Raw genomic sequence first — 19368 nt, 5'->3', positions numbered from 1 at the left:
ATAATATAACTTCCCTGACAGTTAACGTCAGGGAAGTTATCATACTTCATGAAATTTTATTAATTCCGACAGAACTTCAATAAGTCTTTTCTTAAGACTTATTGGCTCAATAACTTTAATAGATTTATTGTACGGTAAAAGTAAATAAGGTACATATGTATGTATCATATCTTTTTCAAGAAGAAAAACTGCTTGATTTGAAGTCCGCACTTGTAAATAATGTCCTAAAAACCAATGTTGGCAAATATCAGCTAATACACTTTTATCCCCACTAATAACCAAAGAAATAATCCCTTCCTTATCTTCTATAGTTGGAAGAAGATTTTTTATAAAAAAGTCACGTGCTGAAAAATTTTCTGGCCGGTTAAACTTATTTTCGGTTAGCATTAAATTTTCAATTCGATCTACCCTAAAACTACGGATATCATTCCTAAGATGACAAAATCCAATCACATACCACTTATTATTCCAATAGATAATTCTGTACGGATCGACCAATCTATAATTTAATTGCTTTTTCCCACTTTTATGATAAAGAATTTTTACTGAATACCCATCAGTTACGGCCTGCTCCAACTCCTTCAAAAAATGTTCCATAGAGGATGAACTAAATCGACTTATTACTTCTAGACTACTTAAATGTCGGTTTATCTTTGCTTCCTGCTCTTGATTTGAGTATTTACTTAGTTTTGAAATGGCCCTATTTAATGCTTCACCTCCATAATATCCGGCTTCTTCTGCAAAAACAGCAGCGTGAAATAGTGAAGTTTGCTCTTCAAAATCAAAAAAAAGAGGAGCCTCAATAAAATTGTTTAATAACGTGTATCCACCGTTATGTCCTGGTTCTGAAATTATAGGCACACCACTTGTTGAAATTGTATCAATATAACGATACACAGTCCGTATATTCATCTCTAACTTTTCTGAAATTTGTTTTGCAGTAATTTTTTTACCTGAACGAAGCATCCATAGAATCGCTAACATATTATCAATTTTAGGCATGTAATTCCACCTCTCTATGGAATTTATCCCTTATTATATATTTCTGATTTTTAGTATAACTCATCAACTGTTCCTTTCCGATAGCTTTCTAAATAATGAGGCCCTAGACACATTTGTAATTTCACAAATTTGATTTACATTCATATCTACCTCTTCATAAAGCTTTACTGCATAATTCATTCCTGCATGATTTTTATGGTATTTCTTTAACCAACCTTTAAATTTTCCTTCTTTCTTATTCAGTTCAATCCCTTTATGTTTCCACCTACGGATCAGATCACGTTCTAATTGGTTTACACCCGCCATAACCTTAATTAAGCATTGGCTTTAGGAATTATCTTCTAATAAATCGAGCCATGTATCTTTGAAGGATTATAATTATCATCCTTATTATAATATTTAGTTACAACAATAGCTTCAATTATTATAGCGATACACACAAACAAAAGAATTATTTTGCGTCTCACAACAAAGCTACTTATTCATTTTTTTCTTTTTTAAATTGGAAGGTTATATGTTCCAATTGTTTGATTTCCTCTATTATTTTACGAATTCCTTCTTCAATCCTATCTTCCTTTACATTCGATACGTTTAACTTTAATAGTCTTTCTTTCGGAAAACCTCTCACATAATTTTTATCAATTGTATCAATACTTATTTGTTTTTCACTTAGTCTTTGGAAAAACATTTCTGAAATACTCGTTTTATGTAATTTTAAACAAGTATGAATTCCAATTGTATTATGCTTTTTATATGTGAATAAAAGTGGGTTTTCACTATGAGTTCTTTCTAGTGTTTTTGCTAATTTTTTAGATCTATTGTGATAGGAAGATTTAATTTTATTTTTATGACGTTCAAACATACCGCTCTTTATATAAATTTCTAAAGCCGCTTGAGAAATCATCGGACTATCAATATCTAGTATCTTTTTGTATGTATAGAAAGCATTTGCAATGGACGGTGGAATGACCGCAACTCCAACCCGTAAACCAGGAAAAATAATCTTCGAATAACTTTTCAAATATATGACATGACTACAATTATCCAAGCTATATAACGGATCTGCTTTTGAATCAGTTTCTAAATCTGCTAAATAATCATCTTCCACTATAAATACATTGTATTTCTTAGCCAATAGTGCGATTTTTTCTTTCTCATCTTTAGAATAAGAAGTTCCAAGCGGATGATGATATCTCGGTATCGTATAAAAGAATTTTATTTTTCCAGTTTGAAATATTTGCTCCAATTCATTCAAATCGATACCTTCATTCGAACGTTTAATACCGATTACAGGAACTTTATTTATCTCTAGATAATCAATATATAGATGATATGTTGGCTGTTCAATTAATATGGTTTCATTTCCATTCGGAAATGGTATAGAAGTTAATATAGCAAGTGCCTGCTGCACACCTGACGTTATAAAAATATTGTCTTCTTTCGTGAACACTTGATAATTTGCCAACTGTTTTTGAATGACTGGAATTAAAGATGGTAACCCTTTCGGCGTTCCATATACAAATAAATCATTTTTATACGTATCAATAGCCTTATTAATACAATGTTGAAAATCTAAATACGGAAAAACATCTGGATCTGGTGCTGAGGAAGCAAAATCAATTATCTCGTTATTTTCTATAGTATTCTCTGATTTTTTAACAACGTAGTATCCACTTTGAGGGACAGAATATATAATGTGACGCTTTTCTAATTCATGAAGAGCACGTATAACTGTTGCCTTATTACATTCATATTGCGTAACGAGTGACCGTATAGACGGTAATTTCTTTCCTTCTCTTATTTCTCCATTTTGAATCATATTTTCTATGTCGTTTAAAATATTTAAATACTTATACATATTACACCTCCTTCAGTAATTCTATATTTAATTATATCGATTTTTAATTCATATAGCATTCATTCCTCAATTAGTTAATTTTCCGATCGTCTATATCGTAAATCCCAATAGCATATGAATCATTTTCAATCCATTTCTTTACTGCTTCTGTTTTAAGTACCCCTTCAACTTCTTTTTCTATTTTCTGTCCAAGTCCTCTCGCCCCTACTTCATCATCGCTAATCTTAGTTTTTATATCAATGGTAACAGGTTGATTCTTTTTATAATTTATTTGCTGAATACCAAACCCTTCATATCCATTTTTTCTGAATACGTCATCAAATATATGTCCAAAAACTAACTCCCACCTATGTTCTGCATTTGAAATCTCCTTGTTTCTTTGAGATATGTTTACTTTATAGGACATAATGCCTTGAATTTGCAATCTTTTATTAATCTCTTTTTTTATTTCGTTAGCATTTTCGCTATCAGCAATCTCTAAATCTACTATTCTTGCTTTTTCATCCCATATAGCGGCACTAAAAAAAGATTCCTCCTTTACTGTCGCTGTAGCAATATCCATCACTATAGACTCTTCACTTTTTGGATCTTCAATGTCATTCTCACAGGCACATAATAAAGCAAGTGGAAATAAAAACACAAGTAACTTCTTTCTCTTTCTCATGTAGCACCCCTCCATATATTTTCATTTACGATAAACTTTTTACTTTGACATATAAATACCTTCTTTAATTATTAAATTTAACATTATTTCACATTCCCCCCACTTAACAAGGAAATTACAATTAATAAATAGAATATCTCTATGAATAAATAAAAAGTGAGGGATATATCATGCAACGTGTAAATACGATTGATATTAGTAATGTACTACAATTGGAAAAAACTCTTTCGACTTTATTAAATAAAATGATTTCTTCAAAACCAGACCTTGAAAATTGGTTAAAAGAGCAGTCAAAAGTAATTTGGGACATCGAAGAACAATTAAGATCACATTACATCGCCTTTCAATGTAATACGGATGATGAAGAAATAAAGGATACTTTTGAACATGATCAACAATTTGTAAAGCCACTTTTAAAGCGATACCAAAATTTATTGGATAATAAATATTTAGAGTCACCTTTTCGAATGGAATTAGATTCTAACCTATATGGTTTATTAGATACAAAAATAAAAAATGCTCAAAAGTTATTTTGTGAGGAAAATATCGAATTAGAAATAAAGGAAGACAAATTAATCACAGAGTACTTTGAAATCACTGGAGGATTAAGTGGAATTTGGGACGGAGAAGAAAAAACGATAACAGAATTACAATCCTATTTACAAGATTCGAATCGTGACACCCGTAAAAAGGCAAAAACCATTATTTCTGAACAATTTTTATCTGTTGAAAAAGAACTCCAAAACATATTAAATCAATTAATTGAAATTCGCCATCAAAAAGCAAAAAATATTCAATTAGAGAATTATCGCGATTATATGTTCAAAAAATACGAGCGTTTTGATTATTCAGCGAAAGATTGCTATGAATTAGCTAAATCCATACGTAAGTATGTTGTGCCTCTTAAAGATAAAATATTGCTAGAGAAAAAAGATAAACTGCAAGTTGATACGCTTCGCCCGTGGGATGTATCAGCTGTAACTCCAGATCAAAAAGTACTTAAACCTATTGCAAATGAAAATGATTTAATTGAAAAGAGCACTCATATCTTTAATAAACTAGATGTTGAATTTTCAGCACTTTTAAACCGAATGTATAAACACAATTGTCTTGATTTAACAAGCCGCAAAGGAAAAGCAGCTGGTGGCTTTTGTGAGTACTTACCAGCTTCACAATTATCTTATATTTTTATGAACTTAAATTATACACAAGATGATATTGTCACTTTTATACATGAAATGGGTCATAGTATTCATAACGAACTCATAAAACCATTAAAATTACGACAGTATATAGAAATTCCAGCTGAAACGGCTGAGCTAGCCAGTATGACAATGGAGTTATTCTCGCTTAATTATTGGGATATCTTCTATACAGACAAAAAAGATTTAAAACAAGCAAAAATTAACTTCTTTAAAGATGTTATTTCATATTTACCTGTTATGCTTATTGTCGATCAATTTCAACACTGGCTGTATGAAAATCCAAGTCATACTTCTGAAGAAAGAAATGAAAAATACTTACAACTTCAAAAACATTATCAGTCTAGCGTCATACATATTGATGGCTACGAAAACTGGATAGCAACGAGTTGGTTACCTGTACTCCATATTTTTGAAGTACCATTTTATTATATTGAATATGCGATCGCCCAACTTGGTGCATTACAAATGTATAAACAATATAAAGAGGAACCTAAGCAAGCACTAGAAAATTATAAAAAGGCATTATCACTAGGAAGCTCGCAATCTATAAAGGAAGTGTATGATGCAGCCGGTATTCGTTTTGATTTTTCTGGTGAAACAATTAAAGAACTAATGCTATTTGTAGAAAAAGAATTAGAATTACTTGAGCAATTATAAGAAGAAAGCTGCACCTATATTTTGGGTGTAGCTTTCTTCTTTATTTTATTAATCAGCTCTATGTACTGAGTATCTCCATATCCGATTGTTGGAAAAAGATAAAACAACTTTATTAATAATTCACGAGTTGATAAATCTTTATTTTTAGAGATGAATTTCATTACTGCATTATCTTCTGTTAACATTTCTAAAAATAAGTCTATAGCCTGATACATTACAGGTGGTACCTTATGAGAGGTCTTTTTATGGTTTACTAATACTTCATTGTATATAGAAGAATAATTCCCCAATTCAAGTTCAATTTGATTTACTTTAAATTCATCCTCTCTAAAGCTATTTAAGTATACCTTCCCTTCATAAGCAGACTGTTCAAGGTGAGAAAGTATGGTAAGTAGGTTCATTTGGCAAAACATATCTTCACCAAACCATAGAACAATACATTTATACTTTTTCGTAAAAAGGTTTTCTAACGGATCTATAACCTTTTTTATATAACTTTCTACTGAACTGTTATGTCCTTTCGCTCTTGTTTTAATAAACTCTTCATTAAAAACTTGAGTAGTAGCCGAGTTCACACACATTGCCTCATTAAATGGGGCATAATTAGAATCACCCATTAGCTTTTCGTTTTTAAATTCTTCATACATAACTTGACCATTTAATATGTTAAGTACCTCTTTATCAAATAGCTCACTCTTCCTATCTCGTAACTGTTCAACCTCTATTTTTCTAGAAATATTCATTTTAAACGCCCCTTCTTTATTTAAATTTAGTTTAACAAATGATTGAATAGGCATTTTGTTAAGTTGGTATTCTCTTGGATTCATTCCAAAAACATTTTTAAAACTTCTACTATAAGCCTCTTGGGAAGAGTAATCGTAATCTAATGCGATCTCAATTATCTTCCTACCATTCTTTAAATCTTCCGTAGATAAATACAACCTTCTAAGAAGAATATAACGTCTAATACTGAAACCCGTTACTTGATGAAATTTAAAAGAGCAATAATAAGGAGAATACCCCATGTAACGAGATAATTCATCTAATGAAAATCTCCTTTTTAAATTGCTCTCAATCCAATTAATCATCTGCTGTATATGTTCATTCATTTCCTTCACTCCTTATTTAAAAGTATAGGAGAAGTGCGTTTCTTTCTTTTGATATTTCTTGTGTTTTATAACATGAGCCTTTCTCTAAGATCTTTATAATCTATATATAAGTATTAATTTTATATTTTTTCATCTATCTTATTTTGTCATACCTTCTATTCATTTTTCAATTTAGCGTTAATGAGTATGTTGGCAACACCTTACTAATTATTAAAGGTCAATTTACATCATATTTCATGTTAAAGGATTTCAAAAATTAAACACGAATTTTATAAAATAAGATTCTTTTAATTTCCTAGTTAAAAAATTAAGGTTTGGAAAGGACGTTTCAATGAACGAGCTAGAAAAAGAAATACTTCAATTCATAAATGAACAGTATCCGTTTAATTTTATTAACATTAAGCCAATAACAAATGAGATGTATAAATGCCTCACAGAACAAGGTACATACTTCAGTAGAATTACAAACTACAAAACATATGAAGAACAGATAGAAGAAGTTATATATACGAATTTTTTACATCAAAATGGTTTAGGTGTTCCACCAATAATCCCTTCATTACAAGGGAATTTTGTAGAAAAATTCACATTAGACAAGGAGATTTTTGCTGTATTATATAAAGCTGCTCCTGGTATACATTTACCAAGGTCTGAATGGAATTCTAATATATTTAAAAAACTTGGTAAACAAATTGGAAAATTACATCGTATATCTAAAAGCTTTGAAAAGATTAAACCAGTAAAACATATAAACGATTGGTATGAAAATGAAGAATATAATTTTCTTAAATATATCCCTAAAGAAGAAAATACAATAAGAGAAATTGCATCTGACGTTTTAACTTCCATAAAAGAGCTACCAAAATCCCCTTCAAATTACGGCTTAATACACGGAGATTTATGGTTAGAAAACATTTTAGTCGAAAATAATTCAAACTTAACAATGATAGATTTTCAAGACTGCGAAAAACATTTTTACATATTCGATTTAGCCGTTCCTATTTATAGTGCAATAGAATATTCATTTGCTGGAAATGGGAATATCGTTGACTATGAGTATTCTATTACAAAAGCACTATTTGAAGGCTACCAAGAGGAAAATGAGCTACCAAAAGAGATGATAGACAAGTTTCCATTATTTATTAAATTAAAGGAGATTTTTGAATATAGCTTAATGCATATGTATTGGGATAAAGAAGAATTAACGGAGGAACAAGTACGGATAATGAACCTTTATAGGATAAAGATCGAAAATAAGTATACCTATATCAATATTTAAAAATGCTGCTGTTTAACTACAAGGAAACTTTAGTTAAACAGCAGCATTTATTAATTAGCTGACAACCTTTTTTATGACTTATAAATACTGATTCAATAATCTTTTCAAATACACTTCATTTTGTGGTGATACTTTTTCAGAAAATCTAGCTGCAATAATAATAGGAGCCCATTGAAAAACTTCATCTCTTGATAAGCCGGTACGACTGCAATATATATGTAAATACATTTCAGCTAATTCTACCGAAGATTGTGAGTACAACAAGTATGTTCGAAATACATCTGCGCGAATATCACCTGAACTAGCATCTACCCAGTCTATAACTTTCACTTTCTCTTCCTTACTCAAAATCAAATTAAATGGATGGAAATCTCCATGACATAGCCTAAAATCCAATGTAATAGAATCTAATTTTAGTAATATGTTTTTCTTTTTGTTTTCATCCAATTTATGTACAGATTTAATTTGACGCTCTAACCTTTCCCTCATTAACACAAAGGCCGATATAACGCTCTGCCTCATTTAAATTATTAAGCAGGAGATCTCCAATGTTGTCCCCTTTTACATGTTCCATAATAATTGCCTGTCTATTTTGTATCTTTGTCACTTCAAATACGTTTGGAACTGACAGCCCGCATGAATACGCATACTTTTGTTTTTTTGCTTCATTCATAGACTCTGTATCTGGGAGGTAATCTTTAAATAATTTTACAACCTTATCATCAGTTAAATAAATTTCTGCTGTATTCCCTTTTGCAATTGGATTACCTAAAACCATTTCATTTCTCCCCTTAACATAAATTAGAATAACACCTTATACTTCTCTTTAAATTCACTATAATCCTAGCTAAAACCTTCTTCACGAATATACAAAAAACTTACCGCTATCCATCCTTAAATAGAAAGCGGTAAGTTTAGTTGTTTAGGAATATCCGAATGAAACTCTGATGTATGCACAATTGAAAATGTATATCCTTGCTCAATAAATGATACTTCATTACGTTTACATTCAAATGGTACACCATTTTTCTTAAAGTTATTATGGATTCGCTGTAAAAATGCGACGTCTGGTGTTCCGAAAGAAACGTGTACTTTCGGTGATAGAGCTTTCATTGCGATTGGAATCCAAGGTCGCTGCCACCAAGTCGCGACGATATATGCAGTGCCACCTATAACAAAGTTAAAAATATCCCCATCTTCCATCGTTTTCATATTTAGATTTGATTTTAACCATTCCGTAAAAACAGGTACACTTTTAACAGGAAGACCAATTTCCCTTACGTATAAAATGTTTAAAGGTGAGTGTGGTACTAATACATCCTCTTTAACATAACTATGTGCGATAATTTCGAGTAGATTTCCATCTCCGTCTTTAAAGTATAAATTGAATAGACCATTCTCTTCACCAATTACATTTCCATTTTGCCATTTCACAATGAGTAATCCAGAGTCCTTTAACCATCTTGCTGTTTCATGGAATTTTGAATATGAGATTTCAAAAGCAAAATGTGCAGGTGCAATTGGTTCATACACTTCTTGAAAACTAATTGTTGTATAGGATGTTACTTCAAATTGAATGAAGGATGCTGTTTCTTTTTTTATTGGAAAAGATAATATATCTCTGTATACTTGTTTTACTCCTTCTATAGAAACTGTTTGTAGTTTAATATCTGAAATGTGTGTAATCATTATAATAAACCTCCAAATTTATTATTTCTATTAGTATTGTATTTCAAAAACTAACAGGAAAAATCCATCTGGAGATTGAAACTTTAATTAACAAACTACTACTTTTGTATTAGAACTGTTACGTTAACATTTTCAGCCAATGCAATACGATCTGAATTTTAAACAGTTTGTAATTGGTATGAACGACCACATCAAGATATAATGAATACCATCTTAAGCTAAAAGGAGTGTTGTACTGTGACTCAAAGAATTTCTTATTATGATGCTGCACCTGATGCTATGAAGATTATGATGGACATGGAAAAATACACAAAGCAATCACCAATTAATCAAACAACTAGAGAGCTTATTAAAATTAGAGTTTCTCAAATCAATGGCTGTGCTTACTGCTTAGATTTACATACATCTGATGCACGAAAAATGGGAGAGACTGAGCAAAGAATTTATTGCTTAAGTACTTGGGATGAATGCACTTTTTATACAGCAGAGGAAAAAGTCGCTCTTGAATTAGCTGAACATATTACACTTATTCCTACTAAAAGAGTTCCTGATTCCCTATATAAACGAGTACGTGAACATTATGATGAAAAACAATATATTGACCTTGTCTTGATTATTAATCAAATTAATAGTTGGAATAGAATTTCTATCGCGATGGGAAATACACCGGCAAAAAAATAACACTTTAAGCAAACAACTTACTCAATACGTTTTATTACATACACTTCAAAAAGGTTGATTCTAATACATTACAAGAATCAACCTTTTTAAGTTATATTGGACTTTACCAATGTTTTCTTATTTCTTCTACTATAACTTCCGGATAATCCCAATGTAACAGATGAGTAGAATCTGGGATTAGTTTTACTGTCGCTCTCGTTCTCTCACTAAAAATACTCGCTGTCTTCCCTCTATATTCATCCCAAATTTCTGGTACTGTAGCACGAAGTAATATTATATTAGATGGTAACTCCTCATATATATCCATTGTTTCATCCTTGTGCATACCTCTTACGATATTACCAGCTGTTGTACCCCTCGCATGCCAACATACTTTATTATCTATTTCTATACCAAGATCCTTAACTGCAAGTTCTAATAATGGAGACCACCTTGTATACACTTCTTTTTCACTTTTAAAGAAATCATCCCAACTATCAAATACATACTCTTCAAAGTCCTTTTCATAATAAGCAATTTCTTCTTCCAAGGTTTCTTCTTTAAACCTTTTCGTTTGGTACCCTCCATCAATAAGGATACTCCCTAATACCTTTTCTGGATGATTTAACAAATAAAATAACGCTACAAAACTTCCCCATGAATGTGATAGAAAATAGAAGTGTTCGATTCTCAATTCATTTATTATTTCCTTTAACCAATTTGCTAAATTGTGCATCTCATAATCTTCCGTTCTTTCAAAGGGCGGTGTTTTACCATGTCCAGGTGCATCAACGGAGATAAATCTATACTCTTCTTTTAATTCCTCAGCAATTTCTATAAAACTTAAACTCGTACTACCTAATCCATGTAAACAAAAGATAACGGGCTTGTCATTATTCCCCCATTCAGTAATATGTACATTTATTTTTTCATTGCTAATATAGTAACGTTTCAAAACATTTATCCTCCATATTTTGATTTTTTAATTTACACTTTATTTATTTCTATTATTTTCAAGTATTTCCTGTATTCTTTTCCACACAAAAAGCTGCTTTTCTTTAAATGAAAAGCAGCTTTTACACTAAAATATATTATAATTTAACAGCAATAATCATAAATCTTTTTGAATTAGTACGAATCCCTTTTTCAGAACTATACGTATCAATGAACTTTTGTAAAATAGTAAAATCCTCTTCCTGTTCTCCGAATCTAGGAATAATAGGGGTATGTTTTAATAAGAAAATGAGATCTTCAGACCTACTGTAATAATCAGTAACATCATATTCACGTACTTGCACGAGATCAAATCCTGCACTAATAAGTTCATTCATATACTTTTCTTTTAAAGTACCATCCCGTTCACCTAAGCATTGTCCTCTACCAAATGCTTCTTTCAGGTTTAATTTATCATTCTCACTTACTTGTTGTGTTAAGAAATATGCACCCTTTTTCATTACTTTCGCTAACTCAGATGCCAGAAACGGGGCATGACAACTTGAAGCAATATCAAAATGTGCATGTGGAAATGTTAAAGCTTCAGAACTCATTTGAAGAAACTCAACATTTTGTACACCTGATTTTTTTAAGTTAGAATGTGCCGTTTCAATCATGCCGTTAGAATTATCAATTCCAATCAACAATTTAGCTGATGATGCTATGTTAAGTACATTTTCTCCTCCGCCTGTACCAACATCAAGTAAAATATGTGATGGTTTACACCTTTCTTTTACCTCACTATAAAAGTCCCATGTATCCCCTACAGTTTCACATTTTATTTTGCTAAAATCCCATCCATTTAATCTTCCTACTTTATCATAGAAGCTTTTATACTCTAATTCGTTCATCTTATTACTTCCCCTTTGTAAAAATAAATTAAATATGTATAATAACCTACGACACTCCTTAATTACATATTATAAAATACAAATTATTAAAACAACATTTCCCTTCACACTACAATAAGTTTACATAACATTTTTATGGTTTATCTTTATCTATATATTCTAAATGCCCTCTTCCCCAACTACACATACTATCCAAAACAGTACTGACTGTTTTTCCATGTTCAGTTAAGCTATATTCTACTTTAGGTGGTATTTCTTGATAAATTTCGCGTTCTATTAGTTGATCTTGCTCTAATTCACGTAATTGCTTTGCTAACGTCCCTTGAGATATATCTGGTATTAATCGCTTTAATTCACCAAAACGTTTCGTTCCATCTGTTAGCAAAATAAACAAAATGAGCGGCTTCCATTTCCCACCGATTATTTGTAATGTTGCTATTACCCCTTTTAACTTCGGTTCTTGTAAATCCATTTTTCTCACCTCTCCTCAGATATCATAAAGTGAAACTTTAATCAGTGGGGGTTTTGTTCATCCCACACTGATTATTAGTTGAACCAATCGGTCTTTTACGGGCAATTGATCTCTTACCTAACTTCCTTGCATTTTCCTAACTTTGAGGTGAGAGTTTTACTGCCCGTTAATGCGGGATAAACCATATTTGGCAATTGTTCGTATTACTTATCCGCATGTATAGCGATTAGTACGAAATTTGCGACTATGTACATATAAAGTGCGTACTTTTCACTTGCTCCCTTTTAGCGAATAATAAAAGCATAGCACAGTTAGTTATATTCTAAATTTTTTATTAAAGGAGTGGCTAAAATATGTCTATTACTACATTAGAAAATAGCCGTATTGTTATCATTGGCGGGAGTTCTGGTATTGGATTAGCAACAGCAACACAAGCAATTAAACAAGGCGCACATGTTATTATTGCCGGACGCTCGGAAGAAAAATTAAAAGTTGCTCGAGAAGTAATAAATAACAATCATCTTCAAACTTATATATTGGATAATCAAAATAAAGAGCAATTACAAAATTTTTTCAAGATAGTTGGGAACTTTGATCATTTATTCACACCGGGAGCCTCTTACACACTTGGACCGATTACCTCTACAGAGGAAATTGCTGAAAGTAGCTTCATCGGAAAGTTTTGGCCTCAATATTATGCCGTAAAATATGCAATTCCTTTTCTTTCAAACTCTGGATCGATTGTGTTAATGTCTGGTGCCTTTAGTCAAAGACCACTTAAAGGCGCACCTGCCTATGGAGCTTGCAATGGTGCTATTGAAAGTTTAGGGAAAGCTTTAGCTGTGGAATTAGCTCCTATTAGAGTTAATGTGGTTTCTCCTGGAACAATAAAAAGAGAGAATGAACAAAACGAAAATAGACTAGCTGCTTATGAATCTTATAAATCTCTTTCTCTTGTAAAAAGGCCTGGCCATAATAATGAAATTGCACATACTGTTCTATATTTAATGCAAAATAGTTTTACTACGGGTAATGTATTATTTCCAGATGGAGGGTACACATATCATTAAATTATTTAAGACAAAAGCCCCTTGTTACGATGGCTTTTGTTGCTCATTTAAACATTGCTGAAATTTCCAAATAGATGATTACATTACTTTAGTACCAACTGGTTGGTTTTTAGATGATTCATTACAATCCGCTCATTTTGTACATTTGCAAATAAAATTGTGCTAGTAGTTGACGAATCGAATCTAGAAGTAATTTGTCTTGAGATTTACGGATAAGTTTACAAAGAAAAAAGGCATATAAATAATGCCTTTTTTCTTTATCATCATTTAACTGGATAACAAACTTCTGTAACCCACTTATTAGGATCCGATTCCATCGCTGGGCTCACATGATAAATATTAAACATCGGGCCTGCTAATTTGTAACCTTCTGTCTCAATCCATTTTGCCGCAGCCTCATTTACAGCTGTCATCTGTTCATAACTTCCATTAACTGTTATAGAAGCTACATTGGTTGATTTCATATTTTTAAATGTAACGTCTTTTGTATTTTCGTGCTTACCTAGAATACTTAGCTGTATTTCTATATCTACATCATTTTCTTTGTATTCACGATCATGGAAAACCGCAATACTATAACTCGGTTGGGCAATACTAATATTTTTCATTTGAATTTCTTGCATTAATATACTCCATAAATCACCTTCGCAATTATACGATGGAATAATCTTTCTAACACTAGCTACAGTTCTTTCTGGAATTTCTTTTATTGAAACATGATAATTCATCTCAACAACATCCTCTCTCATCGTTTTCATTGAGTCTTCGAGGAGACGTAATTGTTTTTGGAGGTTATTCATGTCTTCTTTAATTTGAGCACTACGATTTAAAAATTGCTCTTTTATGCTATCTATATTATCGCATTCTATTATTTCTTTGATGGTAGCAATATTAAACCCCATAGCTTTTAATGTTTGAATTTGATTTACCTTTTTTAATTGGTCAGCTGAATAAAATCGATATCCACTCTGCTCATCGACTTTTACTGGTTGTAATAATTCCACTTTATCGTAGTGTCTCAACATACGTATGCTAATGGAAGATAGTTTAGAAAAATCCCCTATTTTAAACATGATTTCCTCCTATAAATTACATCTACTTTGAAGCTCAACTTCATCATAAACAATGACATTATGTGAGGGTCAACTGTTTTTAACGATTTAAATAACAATTTAACATGTTATATTTATATAATTAAAAACCCATATTCCTGTTTTTATGACTACTGCAATTGACAAAATCATCACTAGTTATTTTTCTCAAGACATTCATAAACCGCCATCATATCTCGTTTATCCAACTCACGAATACGATTAAAAATTGGTATTTGCCCAACAGCTTCTGTTAATAAGCTTTCATTCACAACATCACTTACTTTTCCAGTTAACCACGTTTGTACATCCACGCCCTCGACAACTTCTTTTAACCCTTCGTAATTAATACCACTTGCATTACAAGTTACACATGGAATTGTTAGTTTAAAGACACCATCATGTAGATTATCTTCGGTTATCACTTTCTTACCTTTACAAAATGGACATGGATTACTTTTTTTAATTTTATTAATTTGGGTAACTAATTTTTTGTATCCAAACGCTTCGTATACATACGTAAGTTTTTTATATTTACCATTTGTGAAATACTTATCTATAATGTTTTCTCTCGTTTCATAAACATTAGGGAAATCACAAACAGTTACTTGATTATTAACACTAATGGATTCGATATTTCCTTTTATTTCACCCCAGAATGGTAAAACATTTTGTAACACCATTTCATAGTTTGAAAAGCTTGCTTGTTCTAATTCAAACATTTTCAATGCAACTTGTGCTTTTCTTGGCAATAAAGAAACATCTTCTGTCAATACCATATCGCCACCAACAATAGACTTCAATTTAACAAGTGCCGGTAAATCACCAACTGTTTTCAATACTTCATTAATAGGCTGATTAATTATTTCACGAATATCTACGTTACCAAATTTAAGTGGTTTATGATGATTTAAAACCGTCCCCTCGCAAATTGGACATTTCATCATTTTTTTTGAACTTTTAATTTCTTCTTTAATAGGTGCTTTTGAAATAACAATATATCCACCAATAATTGTATTAAACCCTACCCATGTTCTGCGTGTCTTTCCTTTTTTATCATAAAATGATTTTTCAAAATATCCGTACCAAAACGTATGCTTTTCTTCTTCTGACATATCATTATAGCTCTTTGACAAATCGTGACCAAGCTCATTTTTTATTTCTTCGAATAGAAATTCTATTTTTTCATGCTGATAAAATTTTAATACCTTCATGATTTCTTGATCGAATAGCCCATCCCAAAATGGAACACTTTTATCTTGAATGGCAATATCTTTATCAAAAACTTCAATTTGAAGACGTCCAGAACAAGATGGACAATGATTGTCCTGTGAATAGAAATCAAAACTTCTCGTATCTTTATTAATTGGATGAGCAGCTACAATATGATTAATTAATCCACCAATCTCATATAAGAAACTATATTGACTATATAAATGTCTTTCAAGATCAATAGCAATAACAGGTGCGATTGTATCAGATTCATATTCACCATAAATTAACCTAGCCATTGATGATAAACTTTTTAAAATACCGCCCTTATAAACGTTTTCGGCATTTTTAAAATAGTTAATATGATTCCCTTCTAAATAGTGAACTCCTTTTTTCTGCGTAAGCATTGAAGAGATGTATATTTTCTCTGTGCTATTCACATTACTCTTTTGACGATAGTAATCCTCATGATTAACAACATCCAAATGCTCTACAGATTCATTCTGCCTTTTTCCAAAATCAACTATATAATCAGAGCTTTCTAACATGTAACGATTATGCTCAATCATAATGATTGAAACTGATTCATCTTGCAGAATACCTCTAATACTATCGATAAATTGATTTAAAATATTTTGTGATAAACCTTTTGAAGGCTCATCAAAAATGAATAATGTATGTGGATTTCTAGTGTTTGCAAATAATTCTGAAACTAAATGAACACATTGAAACTCACCTGTCGATAATGTTTGTGTTTTTCTCTCTAATGTTAAATAGCCAAGCCCTAATTTAATTAGTAGGCTCAAACGTTTATAAGCGATATCTTCATTTGGAAGTTCATCAATAATATCCTCAATCGAGCGCTCAAAAATATCATCAATGTCTTCACTATACTTTGTGAGTTTCTTTTTAATATCTAGGAAAGTTGCTACAGTTGATCGACTTGTAATTGATTGATTTCGGTCTTGTCCCACCATAACTAATTTATCTTTTGGATATCGTTTCAAGAAATCTGTAGCTAGACATTCATTGACAAGTGTAGATTTCCCACATCCTGATTCTCCTGTAACCGTTACAAATCTGTTTTTAGGAATTTGAAACTCCGCCATTTGGATATTACGGCAATATAAATCATAGAATGTATAATATTCTGTTGGTATTTCTTTATTTCGATCCCACAGTATTGACTGTGGTCTTGGTGATTCTTTCACAATTTTCCCGCCATATTTTCCGCTACCAGGTCCAAAGAACAATTGCTCATCAGTTGTATCTAGTACCGTATCTGAATGATCAATAAGCCAAATTTGATTTTTACACCCTAATCGTTTAATCTCTTCTAAAATTTGTAATAAAGTTTCCTGATCAAGTCCAACTGAAATCTCATCAATAATAATTACAGCATTTTCACTTACTGCCATGAATTCGGCCAAATAAAGTCGTGTTAACTCTCCACCTGATAACGTACCCATAATTCGATTTAATGTTAAATAACCAATGTTCATATTAATAATATTTTGCAGTATATGCTGTTTTTCTTCACTAATATTTAACTCTTTTGCTAGTGAAAGAATAGATTCAATACTTAAATCATTAATATTTGAGATTGAATGTGGCTTTTCCAACAAATCAATTTCATGTTGTTCAATTTCTTCACTATAACGTTTTCCCTTACATTTTTTACACTCAACATTTTTTGTAGTACCACGGCCTTTACAACCAGTACACCAGCCTAATTGATTATTAAATGAAAAGACCTCTGGAGAAAGATTAAATACCTCAGCAAGTTTTTCCCGAACCTCTGTAAAAACACCAGTATGAGTACCAATCGTTGAACGCGGATTAGACGAAATCGATGATTTTCCTAGAAAAAGTACTAATGGCATTTCTTCCATCTTAATAGCACTAAAATTTGTTTCCATAATGTTAGGAAATAAATATTGATATTCAGCCTTTGGTAATAAAGAAACTAATCGTTTTTTTGACTCTTCACCAATTGTTTGGCAAAAAGTTGTTTTACCCGATCCAGATAACCCAGCAATTCCAAACGATTTATTAAACGGTATAGTTGCATCTAATTTATTTATGTTATTAGCAATTAATTGATTTACTTTCATATTAACCTCTATTCTTATTTATTCACAAAAGCATTTTTAAAATATAATAATTACATAATGAATATTACCTATTATGCAATTATCCTCTCACTTCATGAATCTTATCCTTGTATATTTCAAACCACTGTTGCCATTCATCTTTAGAAAATTCTTTCTCTTCTCCTTCTAAAACGTAAGAAAAAAGATTTAAACAAATATGCCAACCAGCTATATCTCTCGGTGTATGATCTGTTAATTCATTAATGTACTCTTTAAGGAATAAAAGAGTACTATTTTCCTCTTTATGTATTTCAAATCGGACACGGTCTTTATCCCAAGTAAATTCAAGTACTGAGTTTAGTTGACACTCTAAAATATCAATGTTTATGAATGAACCGTCCATCATGTCGAACTTTATTATTCCACCAGTTTTAAGGCTTTCAATCTGTAAATTGGACATCCATTTTTTCAGCTTACTGTTTTCTGTTAATACAGACCAAACTTCCTCTACCGTATATGGAAATTCGCGTTCAAATTTTACAATATATCCACCAGTTAGTTTCCCAATTTCAGCTATCATTTTGATTGCCTCCTTATATAGAATATATGTTCTCATTTCATTTTACACGAATATAAATATAAAATAAATATTTATGTCAACGAAGTGTTAATTTAAAGTGAATGACGCTGAGAAAAACTTAAATATTTTCTAAATCGAGTTATATAGTATTGAAAATTAAATATAGATTTACGTACAAATAAAAAAGCCGCATTTGCGACTTATGAAATCATAGGATTAACTCCTTTTTTGGTTGAATGATTAGCGCTTAATCGCATCGACAATTAGCGATGGAAAACCAAGTTTATCGCCTTTATTTCTAGAATCATACCTTTTCGAACGGAAAATAACACCGTCGTTTGCATCCCATTCGTTGTAATAAAACTGACCATTTTCATCACAATATTCAAGTAAAACTACCTCGAATCCAGCAGTTTCAAACATTTTCGTTAATGTTTTATAATTATGAACGATTTTATGACTTGCTGCTGGATGATCTTTCGGACCGGGTCCCCCTATTTGAACTATATTTTGATATACCTCATCCTGAAAGAATGCATCAGGGACTCCGCACCGAATATGACCAGATGGTTTTAAAAATTCATAACAGATTTCAGCTGCTCTTACACCTTCTTCAAAAGTAAGGTGTTCCCATACATGCTCAGCTAAAATAGCTGAAATAGAGTTGTATTCAAATCTTTCTTCCCACGTAGCTTTATCTAGTAAGTTAAGTTCATCTTCTTGCGTTTGAATCCAGCCTGGATTATTATTAAACACTCCAGCTCCGACAACTACTTTAATTTCGTCTTGTTTTATTGCCACCATGTTCACCTCTTAAACATTTTAATTCATTAATATATTCTATGTTTACTATTATCCTTCCTCCTTCAACAAATGTAGTAAC

At 31.3% G+C, this 19368-nt stretch carries 16 protein-coding genes and 2 pseudogenes; 4 read left to right on the top strand and 14 right to left on the bottom strand.

What is annotated here, in order from left to right; all coding sequences use genetic code 11:
• Nucleotides 1-39: 39 nt before the first annotated feature.
• From MHI26_RS13055 to MHI26_RS13040, 4 genes and pseudogenes are all read right to left on the bottom strand, one after another.
• Nucleotides 40-1002: a helix-turn-helix transcriptional regulator gene (locus MHI26_RS13055; RefSeq protein ID WP_061665867.1), complete on the bottom strand. Its 963-nt coding sequence runs from the start codon at nucleotides 1000-1002 to the stop codon at nucleotides 40-42.
• Between the two features lie 63 nt (nucleotides 1003-1065).
• Nucleotides 1066-1374: pseudogene (locus MHI26_RS13050) on the bottom strand (helix-turn-helix domain-containing protein); the annotation flags it as partial.
• A gap of 106 nt (nucleotides 1375-1480) precedes the next feature.
• A complete protein-coding gene (locus tag MHI26_RS13045; protein ID WP_061665868.1) occupies nucleotides 1481-2860 on the bottom strand; it encodes an aminotransferase-like domain-containing protein in 1380 nt (459 codons plus the stop codon).
• Between the two features lie 70 nt (nucleotides 2861-2930).
• On the bottom strand, nucleotides 2931-3524 hold the full coding sequence (locus MHI26_RS13040) for a DUF4030 domain-containing protein (protein ID WP_061665869.1): 594 nt from the start codon (nucleotides 3522-3524) through the stop codon (nucleotides 2931-2933).
• A gap of 170 nt (nucleotides 3525-3694) precedes the next feature.
• Here MHI26_RS13040 and MHI26_RS13035 point away from each other — a divergent pair, with 170 nt between their 5' ends.
• Nucleotides 3695-5386: a M3 family oligoendopeptidase gene (locus MHI26_RS13035; RefSeq protein WP_061665870.1), complete on the top strand. Its 1692-nt coding sequence runs from the start codon at nucleotides 3695-3697 to the stop codon at nucleotides 5384-5386.
• A gap of 14 nt (nucleotides 5387-5400) precedes the next feature.
• Here MHI26_RS13035 and MHI26_RS13030 read toward each other — a convergent pair whose 3' ends face one another.
• Nucleotides 5401-6495: a helix-turn-helix domain-containing protein gene (locus MHI26_RS13030; RefSeq protein WP_001002112.1), complete on the bottom strand. Its 1095-nt coding sequence runs from the start codon at nucleotides 6493-6495 to the stop codon at nucleotides 5401-5403.
• Nucleotides 6496-6826: 331 nt separating this feature from the next.
• Here MHI26_RS13030 and MHI26_RS13025 point away from each other — a divergent pair, with 331 nt between their 5' ends.
• On the top strand, nucleotides 6827-7774 hold the full coding sequence (locus MHI26_RS13025; protein WP_061665871.1) for a phosphotransferase enzyme family protein: 948 nt from the start codon (nucleotides 6827-6829) through the stop codon (nucleotides 7772-7774).
• A gap of 78 nt (nucleotides 7775-7852) precedes the next feature.
• Here the strand turns inward: MHI26_RS13025 and MHI26_RS13020 are convergent.
• Together MHI26_RS13020 and MHI26_RS13015 are read right to left on the bottom strand one after the other, a co-directional pair.
• A pseudogene (locus MHI26_RS13020) lies at nucleotides 7853-8552 on the bottom strand (phosphotransferase family protein).
• A gap of 116 nt (nucleotides 8553-8668) precedes the next feature.
• On the bottom strand, nucleotides 8669-9463 hold the full coding sequence (locus MHI26_RS13015; protein WP_061665872.1) for a VOC family protein: 795 nt from the start codon (nucleotides 9461-9463) through the stop codon (nucleotides 8669-8671).
• Between the two features lie 237 nt (nucleotides 9464-9700).
• Here MHI26_RS13015 and MHI26_RS13010 point away from each other — a divergent pair, with 237 nt between their 5' ends.
• Nucleotides 9701-10144: a carboxymuconolactone decarboxylase family protein gene (locus MHI26_RS13010; protein WP_000194098.1), complete on the top strand. Its 444-nt coding sequence runs from the start codon at nucleotides 9701-9703 to the stop codon at nucleotides 10142-10144.
• 103 nt (nucleotides 10145-10247) lie between these two features.
• Here the strand turns inward: MHI26_RS13010 and MHI26_RS13005 are convergent, their stop codons facing one another.
• The 3 genes from MHI26_RS13005 to MHI26_RS12995 all read right to left on the bottom strand — a co-directional run bounded on the left by MHI26_RS13005 (nucleotide 10248) and on the right by MHI26_RS12995 (nucleotide 12439).
• The gene (locus MHI26_RS13005; RefSeq protein ID WP_061665873.1) at nucleotides 10248-11078 is read right to left on the bottom strand and encodes an alpha/beta fold hydrolase; all 831 of its coding nucleotides are present in this window, start codon (nucleotides 11076-11078) and stop codon (nucleotides 10248-10250) included.
• A 136-nt stretch (nucleotides 11079-11214) separates the two neighbouring features.
• Nucleotides 11215-11967, bottom strand: a complete 753-nt coding sequence (locus MHI26_RS13000; RefSeq protein WP_061665874.1) for a class I SAM-dependent methyltransferase — start codon at nucleotides 11965-11967, stop codon at nucleotides 11215-11217.
• 133 nt (nucleotides 11968-12100) lie between these two features.
• Nucleotides 12101-12439, bottom strand: a complete 339-nt coding sequence (locus MHI26_RS12995; protein ID WP_016081539.1) for a winged helix-turn-helix transcriptional regulator — start codon at nucleotides 12437-12439, stop codon at nucleotides 12101-12103.
• Between the two features lie 353 nt (nucleotides 12440-12792).
• On the opposite strand from MHI26_RS12995, the gene MHI26_RS12990 reads away from it, so the two are divergent.
• Nucleotides 12793-13509, top strand: coding sequence for an SDR family oxidoreductase (locus tag MHI26_RS12990; protein ID WP_061665875.1), 717 nt, complete (start codon nucleotides 12793-12795; stop codon nucleotides 13507-13509).
• Nucleotides 13510-13772: 263 nt separating this feature from the next.
• On the opposite strand, the gene MHI26_RS12985 is transcribed toward MHI26_RS12990, so the two are convergent.
• The 4 genes from MHI26_RS12985 to MHI26_RS12970 form a co-directional block, all read right to left on the bottom strand.
• Complete coding sequence (locus MHI26_RS12985; protein ID WP_000472618.1) at nucleotides 13773-14582, bottom strand: MerR family transcriptional regulator; 810 nt, start codon at nucleotides 14580-14582, stop codon at nucleotides 13773-13775.
• Nucleotides 14583-14755: 173 nt separating this feature from the next.
• Nucleotides 14756-17926: an ATP-binding cassette domain-containing protein gene (locus MHI26_RS12980; protein ID WP_061665876.1), complete on the bottom strand. Its 3171-nt coding sequence runs from the start codon at nucleotides 17924-17926 to the stop codon at nucleotides 14756-14758.
• 79 nt (nucleotides 17927-18005) lie between these two features.
• The gene (locus MHI26_RS12975) at nucleotides 18006-18485 is read right to left on the bottom strand and encodes an SRPBCC family protein (RefSeq protein ID WP_000559852.1); all 480 of its coding nucleotides are present in this window, start codon (nucleotides 18483-18485) and stop codon (nucleotides 18006-18008) included.
• 240 nt (nucleotides 18486-18725) lie between these two features.
• Complete coding sequence (locus MHI26_RS12970) at nucleotides 18726-19289, bottom strand: class I SAM-dependent methyltransferase (protein ID WP_000225725.1); 564 nt, start codon at nucleotides 19287-19289, stop codon at nucleotides 18726-18728.
• Between the last annotated feature and the right edge of the window lie 79 nt (nucleotides 19290-19368).

This window comes from Bacillus sp. FSL K6-1218 (assembly GCF_038006445.1).
Classification (GTDB): Bacteria; Bacillota; Bacilli; order Bacillales; family Bacillaceae_G; genus Bacillus_A; species Bacillus_A thuringiensis_S.
The sequence above is the reverse complement of the archived record's forward strand: the minus strand, read 5'-3'. Positions and strand labels throughout refer to the sequence as shown.

Bases quoted from the DNA above. Each gene is read 5' to 3' on its own strand.
- MHI26_RS13055 (WP_061665867.1), bottom strand. From the start codon at position 1,002: ATGCCTAAAATTGATAATATGTTAGCGATTCTATGGATGCTTCGTTCA.
- MHI26_RS13045 (WP_061665868.1), bottom strand. From the start codon at position 2,860: ATGTATAAGTATTTAAATATTTTAAACGACATAGAAAATATGATTCAA.
- MHI26_RS13040 (WP_061665869.1), bottom strand. From the start codon at position 3,524: ATGAGAAAGAGAAAGAAGTTACTTGTGTTTTTATTTCCACTTGCTTTA.
- MHI26_RS13035 (WP_061665870.1), top strand. From the start codon at position 3,695: ATGCAACGTGTAAATACGATTGATATTAGTAATGTACTACAATTGGAA.
- MHI26_RS13030 (WP_001002112.1), bottom strand. From the start codon at position 6,495: ATGAATGAACATATACAGCAGATGATTAATTGGATTGAGAGCAATTTA.
- MHI26_RS13025 (WP_061665871.1), top strand. From the start codon at position 6,827: ATGAACGAGCTAGAAAAAGAAATACTTCAATTCATAAATGAACAGTAT.
- MHI26_RS13015 (WP_061665872.1), bottom strand. From the start codon at position 9,463: ATGATTACACACATTTCAGATATTAAACTACAAACAGTTTCTATAGAA.
- MHI26_RS13000 (WP_061665874.1), bottom strand. From the start codon at position 11,967: ATGAACGAATTAGAGTATAAAAGCTTCTATGATAAAGTAGGAAGATTA.
- MHI26_RS12995 (WP_016081539.1), bottom strand. From the start codon at position 12,439: ATGGATTTACAAGAACCGAAGTTAAAAGGGGTAATAGCAACATTACAA.
- MHI26_RS12990 (WP_061665875.1), top strand. From the start codon at position 12,793: ATGTCTATTACTACATTAGAAAATAGCCGTATTGTTATCATTGGCGGG.
- MHI26_RS12985 (WP_000472618.1), bottom strand. From the start codon at position 14,582: ATGTTTAAAATAGGGGATTTTTCTAAACTATCTTCCATTAGCATACGT.
- MHI26_RS12980 (WP_061665876.1), bottom strand. From the start codon at position 17,926: ATGAAAGTAAATCAATTAATTGCTAATAACATAAATAAATTAGATGCA.
- MHI26_RS12975 (WP_000559852.1), bottom strand. From the start codon at position 18,485: ATGATAGCTGAAATTGGGAAACTAACTGGTGGATATATTGTAAAATTT.
- MHI26_RS12970 (WP_000225725.1), bottom strand. From the start codon at position 19,289: ATGGTGGCAATAAAACAAGACGAAATTAAAGTAGTTGTCGGAGCTGGA.